This is a genomic window from Streptomyces sp. MP131-18 (assembly GCF_001984575.1).
Taxonomy (GTDB): domain Bacteria; phylum Actinomycetota; class Actinomycetes; order Streptomycetales; family Streptomycetaceae; genus Streptomyces; species Streptomyces johnsoniae.
The window spans coordinates 2,270,266-2,294,100 of the sequence record NZ_LZNS01000001.1; the positions used below are offsets into that span (position 1 = coordinate 2,270,266).

General features: G+C 71.8%; 17 protein-coding genes. 6 read left to right on the plus strand and 11 right to left on the minus strand.

The features are described from left to right. Positions 1-44 precede the first annotated feature (44 nt). The gene (locus STBA_RS39250) at positions 45-1,373 is read right to left on the minus strand and encodes a nucleotide disphospho-sugar-binding domain-containing protein (protein ID WP_077058893.1); all 1,329 of its coding nucleotides are present in this window, start codon (positions 1,371-1,373) and stop codon (positions 45-47) included. A 302-nt stretch (positions 1,374-1,675) separates the two neighbouring features. Between STBA_RS39250 and STBA_RS09895 the strand changes: the two genes are divergently transcribed. Next, on the plus strand, positions 1,676-2,044 hold the full coding sequence (locus STBA_RS09895) for a GNAT family N-acetyltransferase (protein WP_253194607.1): 369 nt from the start codon (positions 1,676-1,678) through the stop codon (positions 2,042-2,044). A 56-nt stretch (positions 2,045-2,100) separates the two neighbouring features. Here the strand turns inward: STBA_RS09895 and STBA_RS09900 are convergent, their stop codons facing one another. Beyond that, positions 2,101-3,666, minus strand: coding sequence for an AMP-binding protein (locus STBA_RS09900; protein ID WP_077058894.1), 1,566 nt, complete (start codon positions 3,664-3,666; stop codon positions 2,101-2,103). Positions 3,667-3,943: 277 nt separating this feature from the next. On the opposite strand from STBA_RS09900, the gene STBA_RS09905 reads away from it, so the two are divergent. The 3 genes from STBA_RS09905 to STBA_RS09915 all read left to right on the plus strand — a co-directional run bounded on the left by STBA_RS09905 (position 3,944) and on the right by STBA_RS09915 (position 10,705). Further along, the gene (locus STBA_RS09905; protein WP_077063215.1) at positions 3,944-4,939 is read left to right on the plus strand and encodes an NADPH:quinone reductase; all 996 of its coding nucleotides are present in this window, start codon (positions 3,944-3,946) and stop codon (positions 4,937-4,939) included. 706 nt (positions 4,940-5,645) lie between these two features. After that, positions 5,646-6,869: a transposase gene (locus tag STBA_RS09910; protein WP_253194609.1), complete on the plus strand. Its 1,224-nt coding sequence runs from the start codon at positions 5,646-5,648 to the stop codon at positions 6,867-6,869. 1,013 nt (positions 6,870-7,882) lie between these two features. Then, a complete protein-coding gene (locus STBA_RS09915; protein WP_253194611.1) occupies positions 7,883-10,705 on the plus strand; it encodes a LuxR family transcriptional regulator in 2,823 nt (940 codons plus the stop codon). A gap of 85 nt (positions 10,706-10,790) precedes the next feature. On the opposite strand, the gene STBA_RS09920 is transcribed toward STBA_RS09915, so the two are convergent. The 4 genes from STBA_RS09920 to STBA_RS09935 all read right to left on the minus strand — a co-directional run bounded on the left by STBA_RS09920 (position 10,791) and on the right by STBA_RS09935 (position 15,586). Beyond that, positions 10,791-12,734, minus strand: a complete 1,944-nt coding sequence (locus STBA_RS09920; RefSeq protein ID WP_079251831.1) for an anthranilate synthase family protein — start codon at positions 12,732-12,734, stop codon at positions 10,791-10,793. Next, the gene (locus tag STBA_RS09925) at positions 12,731-13,423 is read right to left on the minus strand and encodes an isochorismatase family protein (protein WP_077058895.1); all 693 of its coding nucleotides are present in this window, start codon (positions 13,421-13,423) and stop codon (positions 12,731-12,733) included. Before STBA_RS09925 ends, STBA_RS09920 begins: the two co-directional genes overlap by 4 nt. 104 nt (positions 13,424-13,527) lie before the next feature. Continuing rightward, complete coding sequence (locus STBA_RS09930) at positions 13,528-14,298, minus strand: 2,3-dihydro-2,3-dihydroxybenzoate dehydrogenase (protein WP_077058896.1); 771 nt, start codon at positions 14,296-14,298, stop codon at positions 13,528-13,530. Positions 14,299-14,368: 70 nt separating this feature from the next. Next, positions 14,369-15,586, minus strand: coding sequence for a 3-deoxy-7-phosphoheptulonate synthase (locus STBA_RS09935; protein ID WP_077058897.1), 1,218 nt, complete (start codon positions 15,584-15,586; stop codon positions 14,369-14,371). Between the two features lie 697 nt (positions 15,587-16,283). On the opposite strand from STBA_RS09935, the gene STBA_RS09940 reads away from it, so the two are divergent. After that, a complete protein-coding gene (locus STBA_RS09940; RefSeq protein ID WP_077058898.1) occupies positions 16,284-18,272 on the plus strand; it encodes an FAD/NAD(P)-binding protein in 1,989 nt (662 codons plus the stop codon). Continuing rightward, positions 18,269-19,678: an adenylosuccinate lyase family protein gene (locus STBA_RS09945; RefSeq protein WP_077058899.1), complete on the plus strand. Its 1,410-nt coding sequence runs from the start codon at positions 18,269-18,271 to the stop codon at positions 19,676-19,678. The genes STBA_RS09940 and STBA_RS09945 overlap by 4 nt, the downstream gene beginning before the upstream one ends. Before the next feature lie 57 nt (positions 19,679-19,735). On the opposite strand, the gene STBA_RS09950 is transcribed toward STBA_RS09945, so the two are convergent. The 5 genes from STBA_RS09950 to STBA_RS09970 form a co-directional block, all read right to left on the minus strand. Then, positions 19,736-19,975 carry a DUF5988 family protein gene (locus STBA_RS09950; RefSeq protein ID WP_077058900.1) on the minus strand — a complete coding sequence of 80 codons (240 nt, stop codon included), beginning with the start codon at positions 19,973-19,975 and terminating at the stop codon, positions 19,736-19,738. Positions 19,976-20,156: 181 nt separating this feature from the next. Continuing rightward, on the minus strand, positions 20,157-20,927 hold the full coding sequence (locus STBA_RS09955; protein WP_077058901.1) for an alpha/beta fold hydrolase: 771 nt from the start codon (positions 20,925-20,927) through the stop codon (positions 20,157-20,159). Between the two features lie 163 nt (positions 20,928-21,090). Beyond that, positions 21,091-21,987, minus strand: a complete 897-nt coding sequence (gene metF, locus STBA_RS09960; protein ID WP_077058902.1) for a methylenetetrahydrofolate reductase [NAD(P)H] — start codon at positions 21,985-21,987, stop codon at positions 21,091-21,093. A gap of 22 nt (positions 21,988-22,009) precedes the next feature. Next, positions 22,010-23,218, minus strand: coding sequence for a methionine adenosyltransferase (gene metK / locus STBA_RS09965; protein ID WP_077058903.1), 1,209 nt, complete (start codon positions 23,216-23,218; stop codon positions 22,010-22,012). 104 nt (positions 23,219-23,322) lie between these two features. Beyond that, a complete protein-coding gene (locus tag STBA_RS09970) occupies positions 23,323-23,619 on the minus strand; it encodes a YciI family protein (protein WP_077058904.1) in 297 nt (98 codons plus the stop codon). Positions 23,620-23,835: the final 216 nt, after the last annotated feature.

Genomic DNA, 23,835 nt, shown 5'->3' on the forward strand with positions numbered 1-23,835 from the left:
ACACGAGCTCTGGAGCGAACGCTCTAATCTCCGTCGCGACGCGCTCAGTTGACCGTGCGTCGGGTGGCCGCGCGGTGATGCGCCGTCAGGCGTTCCAGAACGTGCACCACCTCGGCGGGAGTCGGCGCGCCGAGGACGTCGCCTCGCAGGGCAGCGGCGCCGCTTTCGAAGGAGGGGTCGTCGAGCAGCCGGGAGACCACCGCGCGCATGTCCTCCACGGTGTGCTCCCCGTGCCGCACCATCAGGCCGGCACCGGCCTCGGTCAGGTACGTCCCGACGACGGGCCCCTCGATGACGTTGTCGTCGTCGATGGCGACGAGCTGCGGAATCCCGGCGACGGCGGCGGCACTCATCGAGCCGGCCCCGCCGTGGTGGATCACCGCGGAGCACGTCGGCAGCAGCTGGGTGAGCGGGATGTAGTCGACGGTGCGCACGTTGTCCGGCAGGTGCGCGATGCCCTCCAGCTGCGCCTTGTTGAGCGTCGCGACGACCTCGACGTCCAGGGCCCCGAGCGCGTCAAGCAGGTTGGCGATGAGCGGCTTGCTGTCCTTCCCGAACGCCCGCATCGACGCGCCCAGGGTCAGCGCGACCCGCGGGCACCCCGAGGATTCGTGCAGCCAGCCGGGCATCGCGCCGGAGCCGGTGTAGGGGACGCAGTTCATCGGCACGACGCGCCGCTCGGTGGGCAGCCGCAGGCCGGCCGGCATTGGGTCCACCGTCCACTGGCCGTGGAACAGGTCGTCCTCGACCGCGAGCCCGTACCGTTCGGCCATGGGCCGCACCGCCGCGACGATCGGGTCCTCGTCCTTCAGCGCGCCCGCCAGCTCGCGCTTGCGCCGGGCGAACAGGTCCGTGGACCAGCCGATGAGGTCGAGTCCCCACAGGAGCCTGGCGTGCGCGGCGCCCACCACCCGGGCCGCGACGGCGCCGATCGGAGTCGTGGGGTCCCACAGCACCAGGTCGGGCTGCCAGTCGCGGCAGAACGCCACCAGGGCGTCCAGCACCGGTTGGGGCCCCTCCGGGTCCGCGCCGATCGGCTGGAGGTCGTTCACTGCGGGAATGGCGTAGTCCCGGTGGCTGCGCCAGACGTGGAAGCCGACCGGGTCGTCCTGGCCGATGGCCATGGCCTCGGTGATGCGGTCCATCGTCCGCAGCGTCTCCTCGGATGCCGGATTGCCCGCACCGACGGAACGCGCCAGCTCCACTTCGTCGACGAGCGGCGCCGCGGACAGGCCGACACCCGCGATCGTGTCCGTCAGGGTCGGCCGGGACGCCACGCACACCTCGTGCCCCGCCGCCCGGAGGGCCCATGCCAGGTGAACGCTCGGGTAGAGGTGCGCCGCCGCGGGCCAGACGGTGAACAAGACTCGCACGGAAGACTCCTCGGGTTTCGCCGTGTGGCGCGCCACGGCGGACCGTCGCTGCGGCGAACCACCGGGCGCCGCAGGCACGGTCGTCCCGCCGCCGCACCGAACCGAAGGAGAGCGTAGTGATGCTTAGCCACCCCTCGGTCACCCCGAGGTAATCGCCGCCCGGCAGGCGGGGCGCCGTCGTCACCCCCATCACGTCAGGCACGCCGGCGAAGCCTAGGATGGCCGGCGTGCAGCTGGAGTTCGCTGATATAGCGCCGGGGGATGACCGGCTCGAGCGTGATGTGGCGCCTCTGATCCGGGCCTTGCGGCCGGGGCTGACTGCCGAGGGGTTCTCCGCGTTCGCCGGGGAGGCGCACCGGCAGGGGCTCGTGTTCACCGCGGCCTATGACCGGGAGGGCCGCTGCCTGGGGGTGGCCTCGCACCGGGTGCTGGCGACCAGCCGGGGCAGGCTGCTGTTCGTGGACGATCTGGTGACGGAGCGGGAGCGCCGTTCCGGCGGGGTCGGGCGGCTGCTGATGGACGAGCTGGCGGGCCGGGCCGCGCGGGCCGGGTGCGTCAGGGTCGAGCTGGACTCGGGCACTGCGAACCACGGGGCGCACCGCTTCTACCACGCGTGGCGCATGTCGATATCCGCGCTGCACTTCGCGCGAGAGGTGCCGGGGGAACGCTGACGTGCTGCGGGCCCGGCCACCGCGAGGTGGCCGGGCCCGCCGGCCGCCGGGAAGGGTCAGGCGGCACGTTCGGCGAGAATCCTGGCCAGTTCGAGACGCTTGATCTTCGTGGTGGCGGTCTGCGGCAGGTCCTCGTGCTTCCACTGCACCGGCTCGGCCATCTTCGGCAGGCCCGCGACCGCGGAGCGCCAGGCGGCCAGGTCCAGCGGCTCGTCGTCCCGGGTGCAGACGATGGGCGTGGCCACGTTGTTCTCGTCCGGCACGATGACGACCTCGACGAGGTTGTCCAGCTTCCCGAACAGCTGGTCCTCCACGGCCAGGGTGCTGCCGAAGTCCTCGATGAGGTCGACCTCGCGGTCCAGCAGGTGCACGCAGCCCCACTTCGTGCGGTACCCGACGTCGCCCATCCGCCACCAGCCGTCGGTGACCTGCGCGTCGTAGCGTTCCTGCTCGCCGAGGTAGGTGACGATCCGGCCGTCGCTGCGGACCTCGATGTACCCGGGGTGCTGCTCCGACGGCGGCTTCCCGTTGCGGCTGACTACCCTGACCTCGGTCATGCCGGGGATGGCCATGCCGACGCAGCGGCCGTCCGCTTCGAGCGCGCGCCGCTTGGAGAACGCGCGGGCCACCGCGGGGCCCACCTCGCTCTGCCCGTACAGCTGCGCGAACAGCGGCGCACGGCGGCGCGTCGCGTGCAGCAGCCGGTGCACGGTGCGCGGGTGGATGGCGTCGAACGTGCTGCTGAACAGCTTCACGTTGCGCAGCGGGCCGCGCGGGTCGTCGGCCAGCTCCTCCCACTGCATGAACGAGTTGGGGTGCGCCTCCAGGATGCCCGGCCGCAGCTGCGCGAACAGGTCGGCGACGTGTTTCGCCTCCGACTCGACCAGCATCACGATCGGGAAGCCGCGGAAGAGGGAGATGGCAAGCGCGGTGAAGATCCGGGAGTGCACGAACGACACGTGCATGGCGATCGTTTCGCGCCCGCGGACGATCGGCGAGAGCGCGGACACCTGCGGCCGGTAGCGCGCCTGAAGGGTGCGGCCGGTGTGGACGGCCAGCTTCGGCGTGCCGGTGGTGCCGGAGGTGTGGGTGATCAGCGTGGGGTGTTCGGGCGGCATCGTCAGGCCCTCGACGCGCTCGGCACCGGCCAGCGCGTGCAGGTCCGTGGCGTCCGCGTGGCTACCGGAGGTCAGCAGCACCCGCTCGCTCAACTCGAAGATGTTTTCCGGCAGTTCCTGTTCGATCTTGGCCTGGTCGGTGACCAGGTGCGGCCGGTCCGTCCGGCGCACCAGTTCGGCGACGGTCTGCCCGTCGAGCTTCGGCGACAGCAGCACCGGCACCGCGCCGACCCGCGCGACGGCGCACGCGAGCAGCACGATGTCGAAGGCGTTCGACTTGTAGATGACGACTCGTTCGCCGGGCCTGACCTTTGCGGCCCACAGCCGCGACGCCATGTCGGCGACCGTCTCGGCTATTTCGGCGATGGTGGCGCGGCGCCCGAGCTGCGGCGCAATGTCGAGGTCGTGGTCCAGGACGAGGATGTTGGACGGATGACGTGCCGCTGCGCGCTCGAACAGTGACCCCAGCCGGAAACCACGGTTTGCTATGCGTTGCAGAATCATGCTTTCACGCTCTCACCAATAGATTTCGGGGCGTACGTCGGCAACACCTGTACGGAGCGGCTCCACGACACAAGGGGAGGAAGAGATGCGAAATGAGAACACGCGCCGGGCAGCTCGACCTATACGGCCCCATAGCCTGGCAGCGCCCGTTCCCGCCCTTCAAGGCGCGGCCGGTAAATTTGTCAAGTCGCCGCGGGGGGCCGGCCGCGGGCGGCAGGAGTTGACAGACAATGCGCGGCTTCCGCGGACGGGCGGGCGGATGCGCGACGATGGCGTCATGCACGCAGCCTTCATCGAGCAGCTCGGCTCCCCGGACGTCATCCGCTACGGCGAGCTGCCCGCGCCGCGGCCCGGGCCCTCGGACGTGCTCGTGGACGTGGCGGCGACGACGGTCAACCCGGTGGACACGTTCGTGCGGTCAGGTGTGTTCCGCACCCCGCTCGACTTCCCGTTCGTCATCAGCCGTGACCTCGTGGGCACGGTCGCGGAGACCGGCGGCGACGTGCGGGGCTTCGCGCCGGGGCAGCTCGTGTGGTGCAACAGCCTCGGCCACGGCGGGCGGCAGGGCGCGGCGGCCGAGCGGGCCGTGGTGCCCGCGGACCGGCTGTACCCGCTGCCCGACGGCGTGGACCCGCGTACCGCGGTCGCCGTCGTGCACCCGGCCGCGACGGCCTACCTGGGGCTGTTCACGCACGGCCGGCTGCGGGCCGGTGAGACCGTCGTCGTGGCGGGCGGCGCGGGCAACGTCGGGGGCGCGCTGGTCGCCCTGGCCGCCTGGGCCGGGGCCCGCGTCATCGCGACGGCCAGGCCCGGCGACTTCGAGCACTGCCGCGCCCTCGGCGCGGCCGAGGTCGTGGACTACCGGGCCGAGGACCAGTGGGAACGCATCCGCGCCGCCGCCCCGGACGGCGTCGACGTGTACACCGACACCTCGGGCCGCAACGATCTGGCGCGGGCGGTCGGGACACTGGCCGTGCGCGGGCGCGTCGTCGTGCTGGCCGGGTCGGGGTCGCGGCCCACGCTGCCGGCGGGCGAGCTGTACATGAAGGACGGCTCCGTCGTGGGCTTCGTCATCTCCCGCGCCCGCGTGGCGGAGCTGGCCGAGGCCGCGGACGTCATCAACACCCTGCTCGCCGGGGGCCTGCTGCGCCCGCGGGCGACGGAGGTTCTGCCGCTCGCCGCCGCGGGCGAGGTGCACCGCCGCATGGAGCGCGGCGAGCTGAACGCGCGGCGCGTCATACTCCGGCCGGCGGGCGCCGCTCCCGCTCGGTAGGGGTGCGAATAAGGGTTGGCACCCGCAGCCCGCGTGGCTAACGTCTAGTCTCCCCGGAGGGTTATGCGGAATTCCGCCCGCTCTTACCGTGAATGCCTCGCGCGCGGTTCGCCGACTGGCCGGAATCGCCGCGGCGCGCGGCTTTGCCTCCGCTTCCCGCTGCCGCCCGGCGCGTTATCCCGCCGAGTGCCGCCGTGCGGCAGGACCGGCGCCTAGGGGACGGCTAGGGGCTGACGGCGGGGGCTGACACAAGTAATCTCGCTCTCGCCAATTGACCGGGGAAACCTCACTGCGTGCATGCCGAATGCCGGCACGACTGCGTCACGCCGCGAAAAAGCCGAACCGCCTTTCGGGGGACACTTCTGCCTGCTCGGAAACGAGTGGCGTTGCGGCAATGCGGCGGTACGACTGCGCGCGTGCGGCAATGCCTTGACGATTCGGAGTTGCTTCAGATGATGACCGAGTCAGGTAACGACATGCACGCGGCGCCGGCCGACGCGTCGGACGCGGCGATCGCCGTCGCGGCACGCTGAGCGTGGCATGCCGCCGCCCGGTGCCGGGACCCTCTCCGCACCACCCGCCCGACACCACCCGCGGTGAGGTGAGCTGACCGCCCACCACGCGCCCCTCGGAACGATGTCCGCCCGCGCAACCGATCCGAAGCGAACGCCGAGCGATCACGGATACTCGGCGGAGATGGGGGAACATGATCGTGGAAGCCGATGTCGGCCTGACGCGTAACGCGCCCGCCGCGCCCGCCGCGCCCGCGTCATGGAGCGCCGAGCGCAGTAGCGAGGCGCTGCGCGACCTCTGCCAAGTGCTGTTCGCCTCCCTTCAACGCAGCGACCAGCGGCGGCGTGGCATGGACTACGTCCGCGGATTGATCCATGTGGAGGGCCGCAAATCGATCCGCAACATCGCCTCCCTGCTCGGGGGCGGACAGGCGGTCGAGCAGAGTCTCCACCACTTCGTGTGCGATTCCACGTGGCAGTGGGACCCGATACGCGAGGCGCTGGCGCGGTACGTGACCGCTGCGGCGCCACCGCTCGCCTGGGTGGTGCACCCCCTGGTCATCCTGAAATCGGGGGACAGCTCGGTCGGGGTGGAACGCCACGCCTCGCCAACCTCCTACACACAGCGGGCAGTCGGCGTGTGGCTGGCGTCGGAGCACACGGCGTGCCCGGTCAACTGGCGGCTCCTGCTGTCCCGCTCGTGGGTGGAGGACCCGCTGCGCCGCGAGCAGGCATGCATTCCGGAGCAGACACATCCCGAGACGCTGGGGATGTGCGCGGTGGAGGCAAGCCTGCGGGTGGCCCGCGGCTGGCGGCTGCCGGCCCGGCCCTTGCTCGTGGACGCCAGGGAGATGGACGCCCCGGCCGTACTCGGGCGGCTGCGAAAGGCGGGACTGCCCCAGTTGCTGCGCGTGGACGGGCGGCTGCGGCTCACGGTCGCCGACGACGCGCTACGCGCTCACAACGGCGGGCAGTTGTCGGCCGAGGAGGTCATGCGCGTCGCGGCCCCGCTGCGGCGGCCGTGTCTGTGGCGCGCGCCGGACGCATCGCCTGGCGTGCGAAGGGGCACGCTGGCCGCGGTCCGGGTGCGGGTACCTTCGCCCGCGGCCGGGGCGGCGGCCGGACGGCAGGGCGGGGAGTTGCTGCTGCTGGGCGTGGCGGAAGCCGGTCAGCAGTGGCCGGCCGAGCTGTGGCTGACGGACGCGGTATCGCTGCCCCCGATCGCTCTGGTGCAGCTTTCGCGACTGATGCAGCGCGTCAGCCGGGATCTCGCCGAGATCGGCGACCGGGTCGGCATCCGCGACTTCGTAGGCCGTTCTTTCACCGGCTGGCACCGGCATATCACGCTCGCCTCGGCCGCTCATGCGGTGGCCGCCCTGTCCCGACCGACCGCACGGCAGTTCGAACGAGCTTCGTAAGCCGATGCGTTCCTCGGGGTGTTTCTCGTGAGCAAATGCCGTTTGCCGACCACCCCCTGCGTATTTCCGCGGCTCTTACACCAACCGGAGAACACTCTTCTCCGCCTTCGACATCTTTCCGCGTCTTCGCGGTGGGTTTTCGATGGATCGAACGTCGTCCGCCGTTTGTTTCGCCACCTGTTACCGGAGGGTCGCATTCCGCGGATCGGCACGAACGACCACAACACGGGCGCATGTCACGATGCCCGCGCCGATCTCGACGGCAGATAAAAGAGCAGCCCCTCAAACCCCCCAAAAAGCAAACATCCGGTTACCGAATCGACCGGCGGCGCGGCCCCACGGCGGCGCGGCAACAACGTTGCATTAGTGTTTGTCCGCACGCCGTGTCAACCCCCTAGACGCCCGCGAATCGTCACGCCGTGCCGACGCATCATTGGGGTAACGGGCACGTGGAACGTATGCCACACTCATTGGGCAGTGATCTCCAACACGGGGCCAACGCGGGAGCATCGAACTGCGGCGAATCCGGCGGGAGCTAGCGCGGCGTACGAGCATACATGCGCCCGCGCACTATCCGCGCCGGATCGTCCCGGTGCGTACTTTGCCGTGCTCTGACCACGCACGGCGGCCGCACCGGCCGCGTGGCCCCGCGCTGGGACACACGGGGACGATCACGGCTGCCGCCATGACCAGGCGACCTCGCGCAGCGCCCCCGTGACAGCCCGACGTTCAGGGGGAACGGGGATGCATCAACAACACCGTGGCGGCGATTCAGGCCACCCGCGCGATGCGGGACGACACAAGAAGTGCGCCCGGAGGCATGGGCATCGTGCCGGTCCGCGCACAGCAGCAGGCGGACGCGGCGGTCGTGAACTACCGCCGATTCCTCCGGCGTTCCTGTCGCCACCCCCCGCAGGTCGATAGTCCACATGACTTCCCCACGCCTCACACAGGACAGCTTTGCGTCGCAATACCCCAATTGCCCGACTATCGCACACGAGGAGGCTCATCGAGTGGTGTTGGTGCAGCGCGAAGAAGAGTTCATGCAGGTCCGGATGACATTCGACGACTGCCGCGGGAAACGACGAGGTCACGCCGTCCTCATCTCAGGGGCCGTCGGCAGCGGCAAGACCTCGCTGCTCGAATCGCTGAACGAATACTTCACCGAGGAGGGCGGTCGCGTCCTGCGCGCCGTTGGTTCACAGTCCGAACGCGACATTCCGCTTGGTGTCATCGGACAACTGCTGCACGGCGCGTCCTTCCCGGAAAAGACACGACGCCTCGTGGAAGGGCTGCTTCCCGAGCACGCACCGGCGGCTCCTGCCATCAGAGGGCAAGGGGCCGGGCCGAGGCCGTCGCTGGAGGGCCGACATCAAGCCGCGGTACTGCACCGGTTGTTCACGTCCCTCAGCGAGCTGGCGCGGAGCGGGCCGCTCGTTCTTGCCCTTGACGACGTCCAGCACGCCGACTCCGCTTCGCTCCACTGTCTCCTCTACGTCATCCGCCGGCTGCGGCACGCGCCGATGATGGTGCTGATGACCGAGGCGCCCATGCTGCGGCTGCCGCACCCGCACTTCCGTGCGGAGCTGCTCAGCCAGCCGTACTTCTCGCGCATCGCCCTCCAGCCGCTGACCCGCGATTCGCTGACGCGGCTCGTCGGCCGCAGCCTCGACCCGTCCGTGGCGCGGAAGATGGCGGAGCGGGCGCGGGCCATCACCGGCGGCAGCCCGCTGCTCGCCCAGGCGCTGGTGGACGACCCGCTGGCCCAGCTGACGGAGCCGGAGTACGCGACGCCGCCGGGGGGCGGCGGACCGTTCGACCAGGCGGTGCTCGGCTGCCTCTACCGGCACGAGCCCGAGGTGCGGCAGGTCGCGCAGGCGCTGGCCGTCCTGGGCCGCAAGACGTCCGTCGACATCCTGGACCAGGTGCTCGACATCACCCACGAGTCCGCGGTGCGCGCCGTGCACATCCTGCGGATATCGGGCCTGGTGGAGGGCAACGAGCTGCGGCACCCGCGGATCACCCGCTCGGTGCTCGGGGACCTGTCCGCCGAGAGCCGCCGCTCGCTCCACTCGCGGGCGGCCGAGGCACTGCACAACCACGGGGCCGAGCCGACGGTCGTCGCCGACCATCTGGTGGCGGCCGACTGGGCGGAGGACGCCTGGGCGGTGCCGGTCCTCCAGGAGGCCGCGGCGCACGCGCTGTCGCTGGGACGGCCGGAGTTCGCCGGGGCCTGCCTGCGGCAGGCATGGCGGGCGGAAACCGACGAGTCGCAGCGGGCCGACATCAAGGCGCTGCTGGTCAAGGCGCGCTGGCAGGTCAACCCGCTGTCGGCGGAGGCCCACCTGCCGGACCTGCTGGACACGATCAGGCAGCGGGGCGCCTCGGTGCCGGGCGCGGTCGCGGCGGTGCCCTCGCTGCTGTGGCAGGGCAGGTCGGGAGAAGCCGGCCACCTGCTGGCGCAGTTCGAGCTCGACGACGAACGGGACACGGCCGCCGCGGCCGAACTGCGCGTCATGCACATGCTGGTGTCGCTGTGCCGCCCCGAGTCCCTGACCGACGCGCACTCCACGAGCGACGCGTACGGCGGCCCCGCGCGCAATCCGGTGGTGAGCCCGCATCTGGAGGCGCTGACCGTTCTCCACAAGGCGCTCTTCCCCACCCCGGACTACGACGTGGTGGCCCGCGCGGAGCAGATCATCCGGCGGCACAACAGCGAGGTCGGGGCGCCGGGACTGCTGGCGGGCCCGCTGCTGGGGATGCTGTATGTGGGGCGTTCCGACCGGGTCGCGGCCTGGACGGACACGCTGCTGCACCACTCCACGGTGCGGCACGCCCCGATCTGGCAGGCGATCCTCGAAGGCATCAGGGCCGAGGCACTGCTGCGCCTCGGCGACCTGCGCGGCAGCGAGCAGCACGCGCGATCGGCGCTGGAGTCGATCACCCCGCAGGCGTGGGGCGTCGCGGTGGCCGGGCCGCTCGGCACGCTCATCACGTGCGCGACCGAGGCGGGCCGACACCACGAGGCGGACACCTGGCTGGCGTATCCGACGCCGGCGAGCATGTTCCAGACGCCGCTGGGTCTGCACTACCTGGTCGCCCGCGGCCGCTACCACCTGGCGGCCGGCCGGCCGCACGCGGCGCGCGACGATCTCCAGCAGTGCGCGGAGCTGATGGAGAAGTGGCGTCTCGACCTGGCGGGCCTGGTGGCCTGGCGGCTCGAACTGGCGCAGGTGCACCTCGCGCTCGACAACCGGGCGGAGGCGGCGCGGCTGCTGCACGAGGAGACCTCGGGCGAACGGCGCGTCGATGACCGCACCCGCGGCAGAGCGTTGCGATTAATGTCCAGGACGGCGGTGTCCGACCGCAAGAAGAGACTCCTCTCCGAGGCCGTCGACGTGTTGCAGGCGTCGGGTGACAAGGTCGAGCTGGCCCGTGCGCTGAGCGACCTCGGGCACGCGCTGCACCGTTCGGGGGATTCGGGGCGACCGCACATGCTGATCCGCCGCGCCTACCAGCTGGCGCTGGAGTCGGGGGCGGAATCGCTGGCGGACCGGCTGATGCGCAGCGGCTCCGCGGAGGGGCTGGTGGCGCAGCAGGAGGTACCGCAGGGCGGGCACGGGCTGAGTGAGGCCGAGCTGAGGGTGGCGGCCCTCGCGACCCTCGGCGACACCAACCGGCAGATATCGAACAAGCTGTTCATCACCGTGAGCACCGTGGAGCAGCACCTGACACGGGTGTACCGCAAGCTCGGGGTGAAGCGCCGGGTCGACCTCCCGGCCGAGCTCGTCGCATATGCCGAAGAGACGCGCGACGCGTCGTCGGAAGCGGTGTGACGGCGGAGAGTCCGCTCACTTTCCGTCGGTCCCCCGGTGTCGCAGCCGGGCCGGGCAGCCCGACAGGCCGCCCGGCCCGGCTCTCTCATGTCCGCAGCAGCTCCGCCACGACGCCGCCGAGTATGTCCTCGCCGCCGCGGGTCAGCACCGATTCGGCGTGGAACTGGAGGGACGCGAAGTGCGGCCCGCGCAGCGCGTGCACCTCGCCCGTCTGCCGGTCGCGACTGACCTCCACCACGCCCGTTCCGGCGCATTCGACCTTGTCCTCCCGGCTGTGGGCGGCGAACGTGTTGTAGAAGCCGACGTGCCGCGCGGCGCCGAAGAAGTCGATCTCGTACTGCGTGCCCTGGTTGGGCACGGCACGGCGCCGCACGTCGAAACCGAGCCGCAGGCTGAGGACCTGGTGGCTGAGGCAGACCGCGAGGAACGGGCGGCGTTCGCGCAGCAGCCGCGCCGTCGTCGCGTGCAGGTGCGCGATCTTGCCGTTGCCGGTGTCGAGCGGATCGCCGGGGCCCGGCCCCATCACCACGAGATCCTGGCCGTCGAACGAGTAGGGCTCGTCGAAGCGGCGCACCGAGACGGCCAGGCCGAGCGAGCGCAGCTGCTGTCCGAGCATCGAGGTGAAGTTGTCCTCCGCGTCGACGACGAGCACGCGGCGGCCGGCCAGTGCCGGATCGTGCCGCGTCCGTTCGGTGTCGGGGCGCAGCCAGAAGTCCGCGATGGTCCCGTTGCGCCGCTCCATCGCGGCCCGCACGTCGGGGTGTTCGGCGAACCCGCCCTCGGCGCCGGTCAGTGCCCCGATCAGCGCGGACGCCTTCGCCCTGGTCTCGGCGACCTCGCCCGCCGGGTCGGAGTGGCGCACGAGGGTGGCGCCGGTGGCGATGCGCGCGGTGCCGGAACTGTCGATGTCGGCGGTGCGGATGAGGATGGAGGAGTCGAGCGTCTGCTCGCCGTGCCGGTCGCGGCCGATGAGGGCGACGACGCCGCTGTAGTAGCCGCGTCCCTCCCGTTCGAAGGCGCTGATGACGCGGGCGGCGCTCTCCAGCGGGCTGCCGGTGACGGTGGGCGCGAACATGGTCTCGCGCAGGATCTCGCGGACGTCGCGGCTGGTGGTGCCCTGGATGAAGTACTCGGTGTGGGCCAGCTGCGCCATCTCCCGCAGGTGCGGCCCGGTGACCCAGCCGCCGCGTTCGCAGATGCGGGCCATCATCTTGAGTTCTTCGTCGAGGACCATGTAAAGCTCTTCCGTCTCCTTCCTGTTGGAGATGAAGTCCATGACGTCCGGCAGGCTGGGCCCGGCCGGCGGGTAGCGGTAGGTGCCGCTGATGGGGTTCATCACGGCGGTGCCCTCCCGCAGCGTGATGTGCCGTTCCGGGGTGGCGCCGACGAACGTGCGCTCGCCGGTGTGCACCAGGAACGTCCAGTACGCGCCGGACTCGCGGCGCAGCAGGCGGCGCAGCACGACGAGCGCGCTGTGCACCGAGTAGTCGGTGATGTCGGCGACGAACGAGCGCTTGATCACGAAGTTGGCGCCGGCGCCCTCGCCGATCTCCGTGTCGATGATGCGCCGCACGATGCCCGCGTAGGTGTCGTCGTCGATGTCGAAGTGGCCGCCGGTGATGCGCACCGCCACGTCGGGGATCGCGGCCATGACATCGGCGACCGGCACGGTGGCGTGCTCCGCCACGGTCATCGCCAGCAGCGGCGCGCCGTCGTCGACGCAGGCGAAGCCGCGTTCGGCGATCTGCCGGTAGGGAATCAGCGCGAGCACTTCCTGCCGCGGGCCGCCGACGGTGGAAGGGGCCGAGGAAACCGGCAGGTCGGCCAGCGCCTCGTAGGTGCCGACGTCGCCGACAAGGACGTCCAGCGCGTCCGGCCCGGTCTCGGCGGGCCGGTGCAGCAGCGCGAACGGGGGCGGTTCCGCGGCCAGGACGCGGCCGAGCAGCCCGGCCGCGGCCCCGGCGGCCCCGGCGGCCCCGTCCACGCCGTCCGCGCCGTCCGCGCCGTCCGCGCCGTCCGCGCCCGTCATGCGGCACCGCCGGAACGGGCGGGTCCGCCGGCGGTCACCGGGCGGCGGCCCGGGCGCCCGAGCGCGGCGCGGACGTCGACGCCGGTGAGGACGACGGCGCATCGTTCGGCGGCGTACTGGAGGGCCGAGTGGTGGTAGGCGGCGGAGAAGTCCGCGGTCGCGTCGGCGACGAGGAACGGCTGGATGCCGTGGCTGAACGCGTCCACCGCCGTCATCAGCACCCCGACGTGCGCGTACACGCCGCAGATGATGAGCTGGTCGCGGCCCTGCTCGTGCAGCCACTCCAGCAGGCCGGACTGGTGGAACGCGCTGTAGCGCCACTTGGTGAAGACGCGGTCGCCGAGCGCGGGCGACAGGCTGTCGTCGATCTGCCGGTGCTCGGGCTCGGGCGACATGCCAGGGCCCCAGAAGTCCGCGAGGAGTCCGCGCTGATCCGGTGTCATGCCGCCGGGCTGCGCGGTGTAGGCGACGGGCAGGTCGAGCGCGGCACAGTGGTCGCGCAGCCGCGCCACATTGGTGGTCAGGTCGCTGCGCAGGGTGTCGGCGGGCAGCGGTGCGAGAAAGAACCGCTGCATGTCGTGCACGAGGAGCGCGGCGCGCTCCGCGTCGGGCGCCCAGCGCGCGGTGTTGGCGGGCAGTTCCTCCCGGGCCGGGAGGGAGTACGGTTCGATAGGCGGTATGCCTGACATGGCAGTTCCTCTTCTGGTGTCCTGGACGAATTCGACGTGACGCTGGGCCAGCACCGAAGAACGTCACCGAACGTCACCGACAGGGACCGCGCGGTCCTGGGTGTTCAGACGCCGAGGGTGGCCCCGCCGTCGACCGTGAGCGCGTGCATGGTGATGTGGGCGGCTTCTTCGGAGAGCAGGAAGACGACCGCGTCGGCCACGTCCTGCGGGGTGGCCAGCTTGCCGAGCGGAATGCCCAGCTTGTACGCCGCCAGGTCTCCCCGGATGGTGGCTTCCCGGCCGCTGTCGTCGTGCCACATGGAGTTGAGCATCGGCGTATCGGTGGAGCCGGGCGCCACCAGGTTGCAGCGGATGCCGTACTCGGCGACCTCAAGTCCGAGGCACTTGGTGAACATGGTCGCCGCCGCCTTGGAGGCGGCGTAGGCGGCCATGAGCTTCCTGGGGGTGCCGGCGGCGTTGGAGGCCACGGTGACGACCGCGCCGGAGCGGCGCGGCACCATCCGGTTGACGACGGCCTGGGACATGTGGAAGACGCCGGTGGCGTTCACGGCGAGGGTGTCGGCCCAGTCCGTGTCGGACAGGTGCCTGGCCTCGGCGAGGCGGAGGATGCCCGCCGCGTTGACCAGGTAGTCGACGGGGCCGAGCTGCGCCTCCACGGCGGCGACCGTGGCGTCGGCCTCGTCGCGCCGGGTCACGTCGGCGGTGAAGCCCTCCGCGCGCAGCCCCTCGGTGGACAGGGCCTCGATCTTCTCCTTCAGCGCGACGCCGTCGGCGTCCACGGCCGCGGGCACACCGCCGCGTTCCGCTATCGCGCGGACCACCGCGGCGCCGACGCCCCCGGCCGCACCGGTCACGAGCGCGGTCTTTCCTTTCATCGGGCGAACCTCCATCGTGCGGACCTCCGTTGGCTGTGCGGCGCGCCGCGCTCTTCGCGCGGGAGGGTGCTCAGCGCCAGGCGGTGACGATGCGGTCGGCCTGCTGTGGGTCGAGACGTGGATCGCATAGCGTCGTGTACTTCTTCCCTACGTGGTCGAGTGAGGACTCGTTGAGCACGCATTCGGTGACGTCCTCGGGTGTGATCTCCAGGTGGAGTCCGGCGGCGGTGCCGCCGGAGTCGCGGACGGCGCCCTGGAAGTCCTCCGTCTCCCGCAGCACGGTCTCCACCAGGCGGGTCTTCAGCTGGTTCGGCGCGGTCAGCGTGTTGCCGTGCATCGGGTCGCACAGCCAGATCGCCGGGTGCCCCGCGGCGCGGACGGCGCGCACCAGCGGCGGCAGCCGGTGGGCGACGGCGTCGGCACCCATGCGGGAGATGAGCGTCAGGCGGCCAGGATCGCGGTCCGGGTCGAGCCGTTCGCACAGCGCCAGCAGGTCCTTCGCGGTCATGCCGGGACCGACCTTGCAGGCCACCGGGTTGGCCACCGCGGCGACCAGCGCGACGTGCGCCCCGTCCGGCTGCCGCGTGCGCTCCCCGATCCACGGCCAGTGTGTGGAGGCCAGGTACAGCCGCCCGTCCTCGGCGCGGCGGGTCAGCGGCACCTCGTAGTCGAGCAGCAGCGCCTCGTGGCTGGTCCACAGGGTGGGGCTCGGGTCGGGCGGTCCTGCCGGGTTCCCCGACCAGCCGAGGTGGCCCATCACCTCGGACGCGGCCCGGTAGCACAGCAGCAGCCGCGACGCGTCTGGTGTTCGCAGCGCCGGATCGGGTTCGGGGCTGTTGACCATGTGGCCGCGGTAGACGGGCAGTTCCTGCCCGGCGACGCGCTCGGTGGGGCGGGAGCGCGGCTTGGCGTACTGGCCGGCGATGCGGCCGACGCTCAGCACCGGCTTGTGGGTGAGCATCTTCATGCGGCCGGCCAGCATCTCCACCAGGCCCACCTTGCGGGCGACATAGCCGCCGGTGCTCTCCCCCGGGTCCTCGGCGCAGTCGCCGGCCTGGATGACGTAGGCCCTGCCGTGCGCCACGTCGGCCAGCCGGGCGCGCAGCCGCGCCGTGTCGGCGAACGACACGAGCGGCGGCAGTGCGGCCAGTTCCTTCCTGGCCGCGGCCACGGACTCCAGGTCCGTCCACTCCGGCTGCTGGTGCGCGGGGCGGCCGGCGAGGAAGGGATAGGAGGCGATCTCGGGCTCGCCACCGGGGTCCGTGCCGGATGTCTGCAACGAAGCCAAGCCGGGCCCTCCCCGTTTCCCAACCTTCAGCGAACGTCTGCGGCCGACCGGTTGGCGACGGCCGCCGACCGGGCGCGCATGACCGGCGCGGCGCCGGCCCGGATTCCGGTCGGCATGCCGCCGCCCTCCTCGGGTGCCGGGCCCCTATCGTCACTTCGATAAAGCGCTCCGGCTGTTAATGCAATTTCTCAGGTCATGCTTCCGATGGGCGGTGCCCGGCAGTTCGCCGCTCCTGGACGAACGGCAGGAGAAGGTGGTGCCGAACCGCCGCTATTCGAGTCGTTGTCAGCCGCTCCACAAATCATGGTGGAAACCCGGGCCCGTTGGACACCCCTAAAGTGCGGCACCGGGAAATGATGTCCTTGAGGCACCCGGGAGCCCGGACCGCACCCGACCGGAAACGGGAGGAAAGTGCGGCCCCCGCGGCTGTCCCGACCCCGACCAGCAGTTGCCTCCGCGGGAGTGGTGGCAGGCCCGCTCAACGTTCGGGGCAGGCGTGTCGCACGTCTTTCTCGTTCAGGGCGGACTTTAGGGGCCGGTTAGGGGGCCCGGCTCTGCCGGCTCCGGCGAGTGCCACGGGGCCGTCCCGGGTGCGGGGCGACTTGACGGACACCCGGCGCCTGCGTTGACCGGTTCCTCCGGGGCCCGCGACTATTCACGCGGCCGGCAATTCTGGGAACCGGAATGGAGTATCCGCATGAGCAGCAGCAACGTCGAGGTCTGCATCGTCGGCGCGGGCCCACGTGGATTGTCCGTGCTGGAGCGGCTGTGCGCGAACGAGCGGGCCGCGCCCTCCTGCTCCGAGTTGCTCGTGCACCTCGTCGACCCGTGGCCGCCCGGTGCCGGGCAGGTGTGGCGGTCGGAGCAGTCGCGGCATCTGCTGATGAACACCGTGGCGTCGCAGGTGACGATCTATTCCGACGAAAGCAACCGGATCGAGGGGCCGATCGAGCCGGGGCCGAGCCTGTACGAGTGGGCGAAGCAATTGGCGCTGCTCGGGCCGCTGGAGGACCACGACCCGTACGACGGGGAAACCCTCGACGAGGCGAAGTCCCTGGGCCCCGACTCGTATCCGACGCGGGCGTTCTACGGCCACTACCTCAACGACTGCTACCGCCGCATCGTGTCCGGCGCGCCGGAGCACATGACGGTGCGGGTGCACGAGTCGCGGGTGGTCGCGATGGCCGACACGCACGGGGTGACCGGCGGGCCGCAGGGGGTGCGGCTGGCCTCGGGGACGCGGCTGAACAACCTGGACGCCATCGTGCTGGCGCAGGGCCACGTGCCGAGCCGGCTGACGCCGCGGCAGGAGCGCACCGCGACGCTGGCCCGCATCCACTACCTGACGTACGTGACGCCGTCGAACCCGGCGGACGTGGACCTGAGCGCGATCCGGCCGGGTGAGCCGGTGCTGCTGCGGGGTCTCGGGCTCAACTTCTTCGACTACATGGCGCTGCTCACCGTCGGCCGCGGCGGCTCGTTCGACACGGTGGACGGGCGGCTGGTGTACCGGCCGTCGGGGCAGGAGCCGGTGCTGTACGCGAGTTCGCGGCGCGGCGTTCCGCATCATGCGCGCGGGGAGAACGAGAAGGGCCCGTTCGGGCGCTACTTCCCGCGGCTGCTGACGCAGGAGCGGGTGGCGGCGCTGCGGGAGCGCGGTGCGGACGGCGAGCGGGTGCACTTCTCGACGGACCTGTGGCCGCTGATCTGCCGGGAGGTGGAGAGCGTCTACTACGAGGCGCTGCTCGCCGCGCGGGGCCGGGGCGCGGAGCGGGCGGCGTTCACGGAACGGTTCCTCGCCGTGCCCGCGGACGAGGACGCCTCGCCGGTGCTGGACGCGTTCGCGATCGCGGCGGCGGACCGGTGGGACTGGGAGCGGATCGCCCGCCCGGCGCACCTGGAGCGGTTCGCGGACCGCGAGGAGTTCCGCGGCTGGCTGCTCGACCACCTGCGCGACGACCTGAGCGAGGCGCGGGCGGGAAACGTGACGGGGCCGCTGAAGGCGGCGCTCGACGTGCTGCGCGACCTGCGCAACGAGATCCGGCTGGCCGTGGATCACAGTGGTCTTGAGGGGAATTCGCACCGGGACGATCTGGAGGGCTGGTACACGCCGCTGAACGCGTTCCTGTCCATCGGGCCGCCCGCGTCGCGGATCGCGGAGATGATCGCGCTGATCGAGGCGGGCGTGCTGGAACTGACGGGTCCTGGCACGGAGATCAGGTTCGACACGGCGGACCCGTCGTTCGTCGCGGAGTCGGCGCTGGTGCCGGGGCCGCCGATCCGCAGCAGGGCGCTGATCGAGGCCAGGCTCCAGGAGCCGGACCTGCGCCGCACGGACGATCCGCTGCTGCGGCACCTGCTGGCGACGGAACAGGCCGGACCCTACCGGATTCCCGGCGCGTGCGGGACGACGTACGAGACGGGCGGGCTCGCGGTCACCGAGCGCCCGTATCATCTGCTGGACGCGCGCGGCCGGTCGCATCCGCGGCGGTTCGCCTTCGGGGTGCCGACGGAGTCGGTGCACTGGGTGACGGCGGCGGGGATCAGGCCGGGCGTGGACTCGGTGACGGTCGGCGACTCGGACGCGATAGCGCGGGCGATGCTGGCGCTGCCGCCGGTGGCCCACGTGCCGAGTTCGGTGCGTCAGCAGTCCACCGACACGGACCTCACCGGAGTGATCGTATGAGCGAGGCGGCGTCCCCGGCCGATGCGGGGCTGCTGTCCCCGGTGCGGGCCGGGACTCCCGCGGAGGCCGCGACCTGCGATACGGCGTGGCTCCAGGCCATGCTGGACGCGGAGGCGGCGCTGACGCGGGCGCAGGCCGGTCTGGGTCTGGTGCCGGCGGACGCCGCCGCCACCATCACCCGGCTGGCCCGCGCCGAGCTGCTCGACGTGCGGGCGATCGCGACGGGCGCGCGGGAGACGGCGAACCCGGTCGTCGGCCTGGTCGCGGCGCTCAGCCGCGTGGTCGCGGCCGAGGACAAGGCGGCGGCCGAGTACGTGCACCGCGGCTCGACGAGCCAGGACGTGCTGGACACGGGCGCGATGCTGGTGTCGGCGCGGACGCTGCGGATCATCCGTGCCGATCTGGCGCGCGCCGCCGCGTCGTTCGCGGGGCTGGCGGAGGCGCACCGCGACACGCTGATCGCGGGGCGGACGCTGACGATGCACGCCGTGCCGACGACGTTCGGGCTGAAGGCCGCGGGCTGGCGGCAGTTGCTGCTCGACGCGGACGCGCGGCTGGGGCGGGTGCTCGACGAAGGGCTGCCGATCTCGCTGGGCGGCGCGGCGGGCACCCTGTCCGGCTATCTCGCGTACGCGCGGATCGACGGCTGGTTCGCGGCGCATCCGGGGGCGGGCGACGAGGCGTACGTGGCGGCGCTGTTCGAGGCGTTCGCCGCGGAGACCGGCCTGGCGCGGCCGGCGCTGCCGTGGCACACGCTGCGTACGCCGATGGCGGATCTGGCGGCGGTGCTGGCGTTCACCGCGGGGGCGCTCGGCAAGATCGCGGCGGATGTGCAGTCGCTGACGCGCACGGAGGTCGGGGAGGTCGCGGAGCCTTCGGTGGCGGGCCGCGGGGCGTCCTCGGCGATGCCGCAGAAGCGGAACCCGGTGCTGGCGACGCTGCTGCGCACCGCGGCGCTCCAGGTGCCGGTGCTCGCGGCGGGGCTGACGCAGTGCCTGGTCACGGAGGACGAACGGTCCGGCGGCGCGTGGCACGCGGAGTGGGAGCTGCTGCGGGAGTGCCTGCGGCTGGCGGGCGGCGCCGCGCACACGGCCGTCGAGCTGGCGGCGGGCCTTGAGGTGCGGCCGGGCCGGATGCGGGAGAACGTGGCGCTGACCGGCAGTGCGCTGGTGTCGGAGCGGCTGGCGGCCGAGCTGGCGCCCCGGGTGGGGAAGGCCACGGCGAAGCGGCTGCTGACCGGGGCGACGGAGCGGGCCGCCGCGGAGGGGCGACCGCTGCACGAGGTGCTTGCACAGGTGCCGGAGCTGGCCGGGGAGTTCGGCGCGGAGGAGCTGGCGCGGCTGTGCGATCCGGCGGACTACACGGGCGCGGCCGGGGTGCTGGTCGACCGGGCGCTGGCGCGTTAACGGCCGGCAGCGCGCGCGGCGGAACGGACAACGGCCCGCCGGTGGCGGGCCGTTGCGCTATTCGGCGATGCGGGTGCGGCCGACCCAGCGGAAGACGATGGGCGCGGCGGCCCCGCTGCCGCCGGTCTGGTCACCGCGGTCGCTGCGGACGAAGTGTTCGTAGCCGCCGTAGTGCTGGACCTTGACGACGTGCTGGGTACCGGTGATCCGCACCGAGCGGCGCTCGGGCGGCAGGGTGGCCGGGCCGCCCTGGAGAACGGCCTCGATGGTGCTCGACGTGCCGGAAAGCTCGCTCATGAAGCAGATCCTCCGCCATTCGAAAGTGCGAAAGATGCATCAATTGCATCAATCGGTCGATTCACTTGTCACGCTACCGAGGCAGTGGCCCGGCTCACACCCTTAACCACCCTTAACTCTGTTTCCTTCTCCGGTAGGGGCCCCTAGCTCCGGATGGCTCCGGTCCTTGGTCCTTGGTCCTTCACCCGGCGGCGGACTTGAATGCGGCGATGCTTTCCTTGATGGCCGCGGTCACTTCCTGCTGCCTGGTGTTGAGGTAGAAGTGCCCGCCGGGAAAGATCCGCAGCGAGAATGCGCCGGTGGTCACTTCTTCCCAGGCGCGTGCTTCTTCTTCCGTGACCCGCGGGTCACTTGCGCCGGTGAGCACGCTGACCGGGGCGCGCAGCGGGGTGCCCGGCCGGTGCCGGTACGTTTCGACGGCGCGGTAGTCGGCGCGCAGGGTGGGCAGGACGAGCTGCATGAGTTCTTCGTCGGCGAAAATGCCGGGGTCGGTACCGCTCAGCTCCTGCATTTCCGCGATGATTCCCGCGTCGTCGCGCCGGTGCACGGACTCGTCGCGGTGCCGGGAGGGAGAGCGGCGGCCGGAGACGATGACGCCCAGCGGCACGTCGTCGGCCTCGCGTTCCATGCGGCGCGCCACCTCGTAGGCGAGGATGGCGCCCATGCTGTGCCCGAACAGCACCAGCGGCGTGCCGGGTTTGGCGTCCAGCACGTCGAAGAGCTGGTCGGCGAGGGTGTCGAGGCTCTCCGGCGCCGGCTCCCTGCGGCGGTCCTGGCGGCCGGGGTACTGGACGGAGACGACGTCGACGGCGGGCGCCAGCGCGCGGGCGAGGGGCAGGAAGTACGGCGCCGAGCCGCCGGCGTGCGGCAGGCAGACGAGCGTCAGCGCGCCGGGCGTCGCCTGCTGGAAGCGGCGCAGCCACGTCTCCTGGGTGCTGGATACTGATGTCATGAAGAGCGAATCCTTCTTCTGTTGACCGGTGTTGCTGCCGGTGATGCCGACGCCGACGGTACGGGACCGCGGGTGCTGACGGCGCTGTCAGCCTGGGGGACGTCGTCGGGGTCACCGGCGTTCCCGGTGCCGCCGGGATATGAGGGAGGCACTGCGTGCGGCATTACCCGGCGGGCGCGGCCAGGGTGCCGGCGCCGAGCAGGTTGCGGTGTATCTCGACGGTCGCCGCCGACTTGTTGAGGGTGAGGTAGTGCAGCCCGGGGGCACCCTCGTCGAGGAGCCGCTGCGCCAGTTCGGTGGCGTGGTCGACGCCGATGCGGTGTGCGGCGTCCGCGTCGTCGCCCGCCTCGGCGAGCCGCCGGGCGAGTTCGGCGGGGAACGAGGCGTTGCTCAGCTCGGCGAACGTGCGGATCTGGCGGGCGTGGGTGGCGGGCATGATGGCCGGGATGATCGGGGTGTCGCAGCCCGCCGCGGCGACCCGGTCGCGCAGCCGGAGGTAGTGCTCGGGGTGGAAGAACATCTGGGTGACGGCGAAGTCGGCGCCGGCGCGGCACTTGGCGACGAAGTGCGCGATGTCGCTGTCCCAGTCCGGGGAGCGCGGGTGCCGTTCGGGGAACGCGGCGACGCCGACGCCGAAGTCGCCGGAGGCGCGCACGAGCCGCACCAGTTCGTGGGCGTGCGTGAAGCCCCGCGGGTGCGGGGCCCAGGTGGCGCGCGGGTCGCCGGGCGGGTCGCCGCGCAGCGCGAGGATGTCGCGGATGCCGGCGTCGGCGAACTGGCCGATGATGTTGCGGAGTTCGGCGACGGAGTGGCCGACGGCGGTCAGGTGTCCTACGGTGCGCAGCGTCGTCTCGCCGATGATGCGGTGCAGGACGGAGACGGTCCTGCTGCGGGAGCTGCCGCCCGCGCCGTAGGTGACGGACACGAACGCGGGGGCCAGTGCCTCGACGCGGCGGATGGTCCGCCACAGGCTGCGTTCGCCCGCCTCGGTCTTCGGCGGGAAGAACTCGAAGGAGTAGCAGCGGCCCGGCGCGGCCAGGACGTCCCGGACGGTGCTCATGGCGGTCTTCCCCCCGTTGTGGTCAGGCGCCCGCGGCGGTGCGCAGGGCGTCGACGCGGTCGGTGCGTTCCCAGGTGAACTCGGGCAGTTCGCGGCCGAAGTGGCCGTAGGCCGCGGTCTGTGCGTAGATGGGGCGCAGCAGGTCCAGGTCGCGGATGATGGCGGCCGGGCGCAGGTCGAAGACCTGCGAGATGGCCCGCTCGATACGGTCGGCCGGGACGGTGGCGGTGCCGAAGGTCTCCACGAAGAGACCGACCGGCTCGGCCTTGCCGATGGCGTAGGCGACCTGCACCTCGCAGCGGGCGGCGAGCCCGGCGGCCACCACGTTCTTGGCGACCCAGCGCATCGCGTACGCGGCGGAACGGTCCACCTTCGAGGGGTCCTTGCCGGAGAACGCGCCGCCGCCGTGCCGCGCCATGCCCCCGTACGTGTCGATGATGATCTTCCGGCCCGTGAGCCCGGCGTCGCCCATCGGCCCGCCGATCTCGAACCGCCCGGTCGGGTTGACCAGCAGCCGGTACCCGTCCGTCTCCAGCTTCACGCCGTCGCGCTCCAGTCCGGACAGCACCTCGTCGACGACGTGCCGCCGCACGTCGGGGGCGAGGCGCGTGGTGAGGTCGACGTCGCTCGCGTGCTGGCTGGAGACGACGACGGTGTCGAGGCGCACGGCCTTGGGCCCGTCGTACTGGATGGTGACCTGCGTCTTCCCGTCGGGGCGCAGGTAGGGGATCGTACCGTCCTTGCGGACCTCGGACAGGCGGCGGGAGAGCCGGTGCGCGAGGTGGATGGGCAGCGGCATCAGCTCGGGCGTCTCGTCGCACGCGTAGCCGAACATCAGGCCCTGGTCGCCGGCGCCCTGCCGGTCCAGCTCGTCCTCGTCGCCCTCGACCCGGTTCTCGTAGGCGGTGTCGACGCCCTGCGCGATGTCAGGGGACTGCGCGCCGATGGACACCTCGACGCCGCAGGAGGCGCCGTCGAAGCCCTTGGCGGAGGAGTCGTAGCCGATGCCGAGGACGCACTGGCGCACGAGGGTGGGTATGTCGGCGTATCCCGTGGTGGTGACCTCGCCCGCCACGTGGACAAGTCCGGTGGTGATCAGGGTCTCCACGGCGACCCGGGAGGCGGGGTCAGCGGCGAGCAGCGCGTCGAGGATCGTGTCGCTGATCCGGTCCGCCATCTTGTCCGGATGGCCCTCGGTGACGGACTCCGAAGTGAAGAGCTGATACGCCATGGTGCCACGCTAGGGAGCCGCCGCATGCGCAGGTACCCCTTAGGGCCCCCTAAAAACACCATGCACAAAACGGCACGTCAAAGGGGTCAGCCGGCGTCCTCGGCTCAGCCGGCGTCCTCGGCGAGGCGGCCCATCACCGGGCGCCATTCGGTCGCGGTGACCTCGGCGACCAGCCCCGCCACGCGGAACGGGTCCTGTTCGGTGCACGCGAGGGCCGCGTCCTTGGTGTCCGCGCGGATGAGGAGCAGGGCGCCGGGCCGCTCGCCCGCGCCCCACGGCCCCGAGGACAGGTTGACGCCGCGCTCGACGAGGCCGCGCAGGTAGTCCCGGTGCACGGGGCGGTGCCGTTCGAGGGCAGCGGCGTCGTCGACGTAGGTGTAGGTGACGGCGAAGACCGGCATGGGCGCGTGGTTCCTTTCTCGGTGACGCCGGGGACGGACCCGCCCCCGGCCGAACGCCCACGAGCGTAGGCGCAGGACGCCGGGGGCGCGGTACGGGGGGGCGGGTGCGGGGGGTGCGGTGCGGGCCGGCCGTGGGCGGCATTATTCTTCCGTCCGGGATCGATTTCCGAGCCATATCCGACGTGTATGGCTCCATCTCTTCTTCGTATGGCTTTG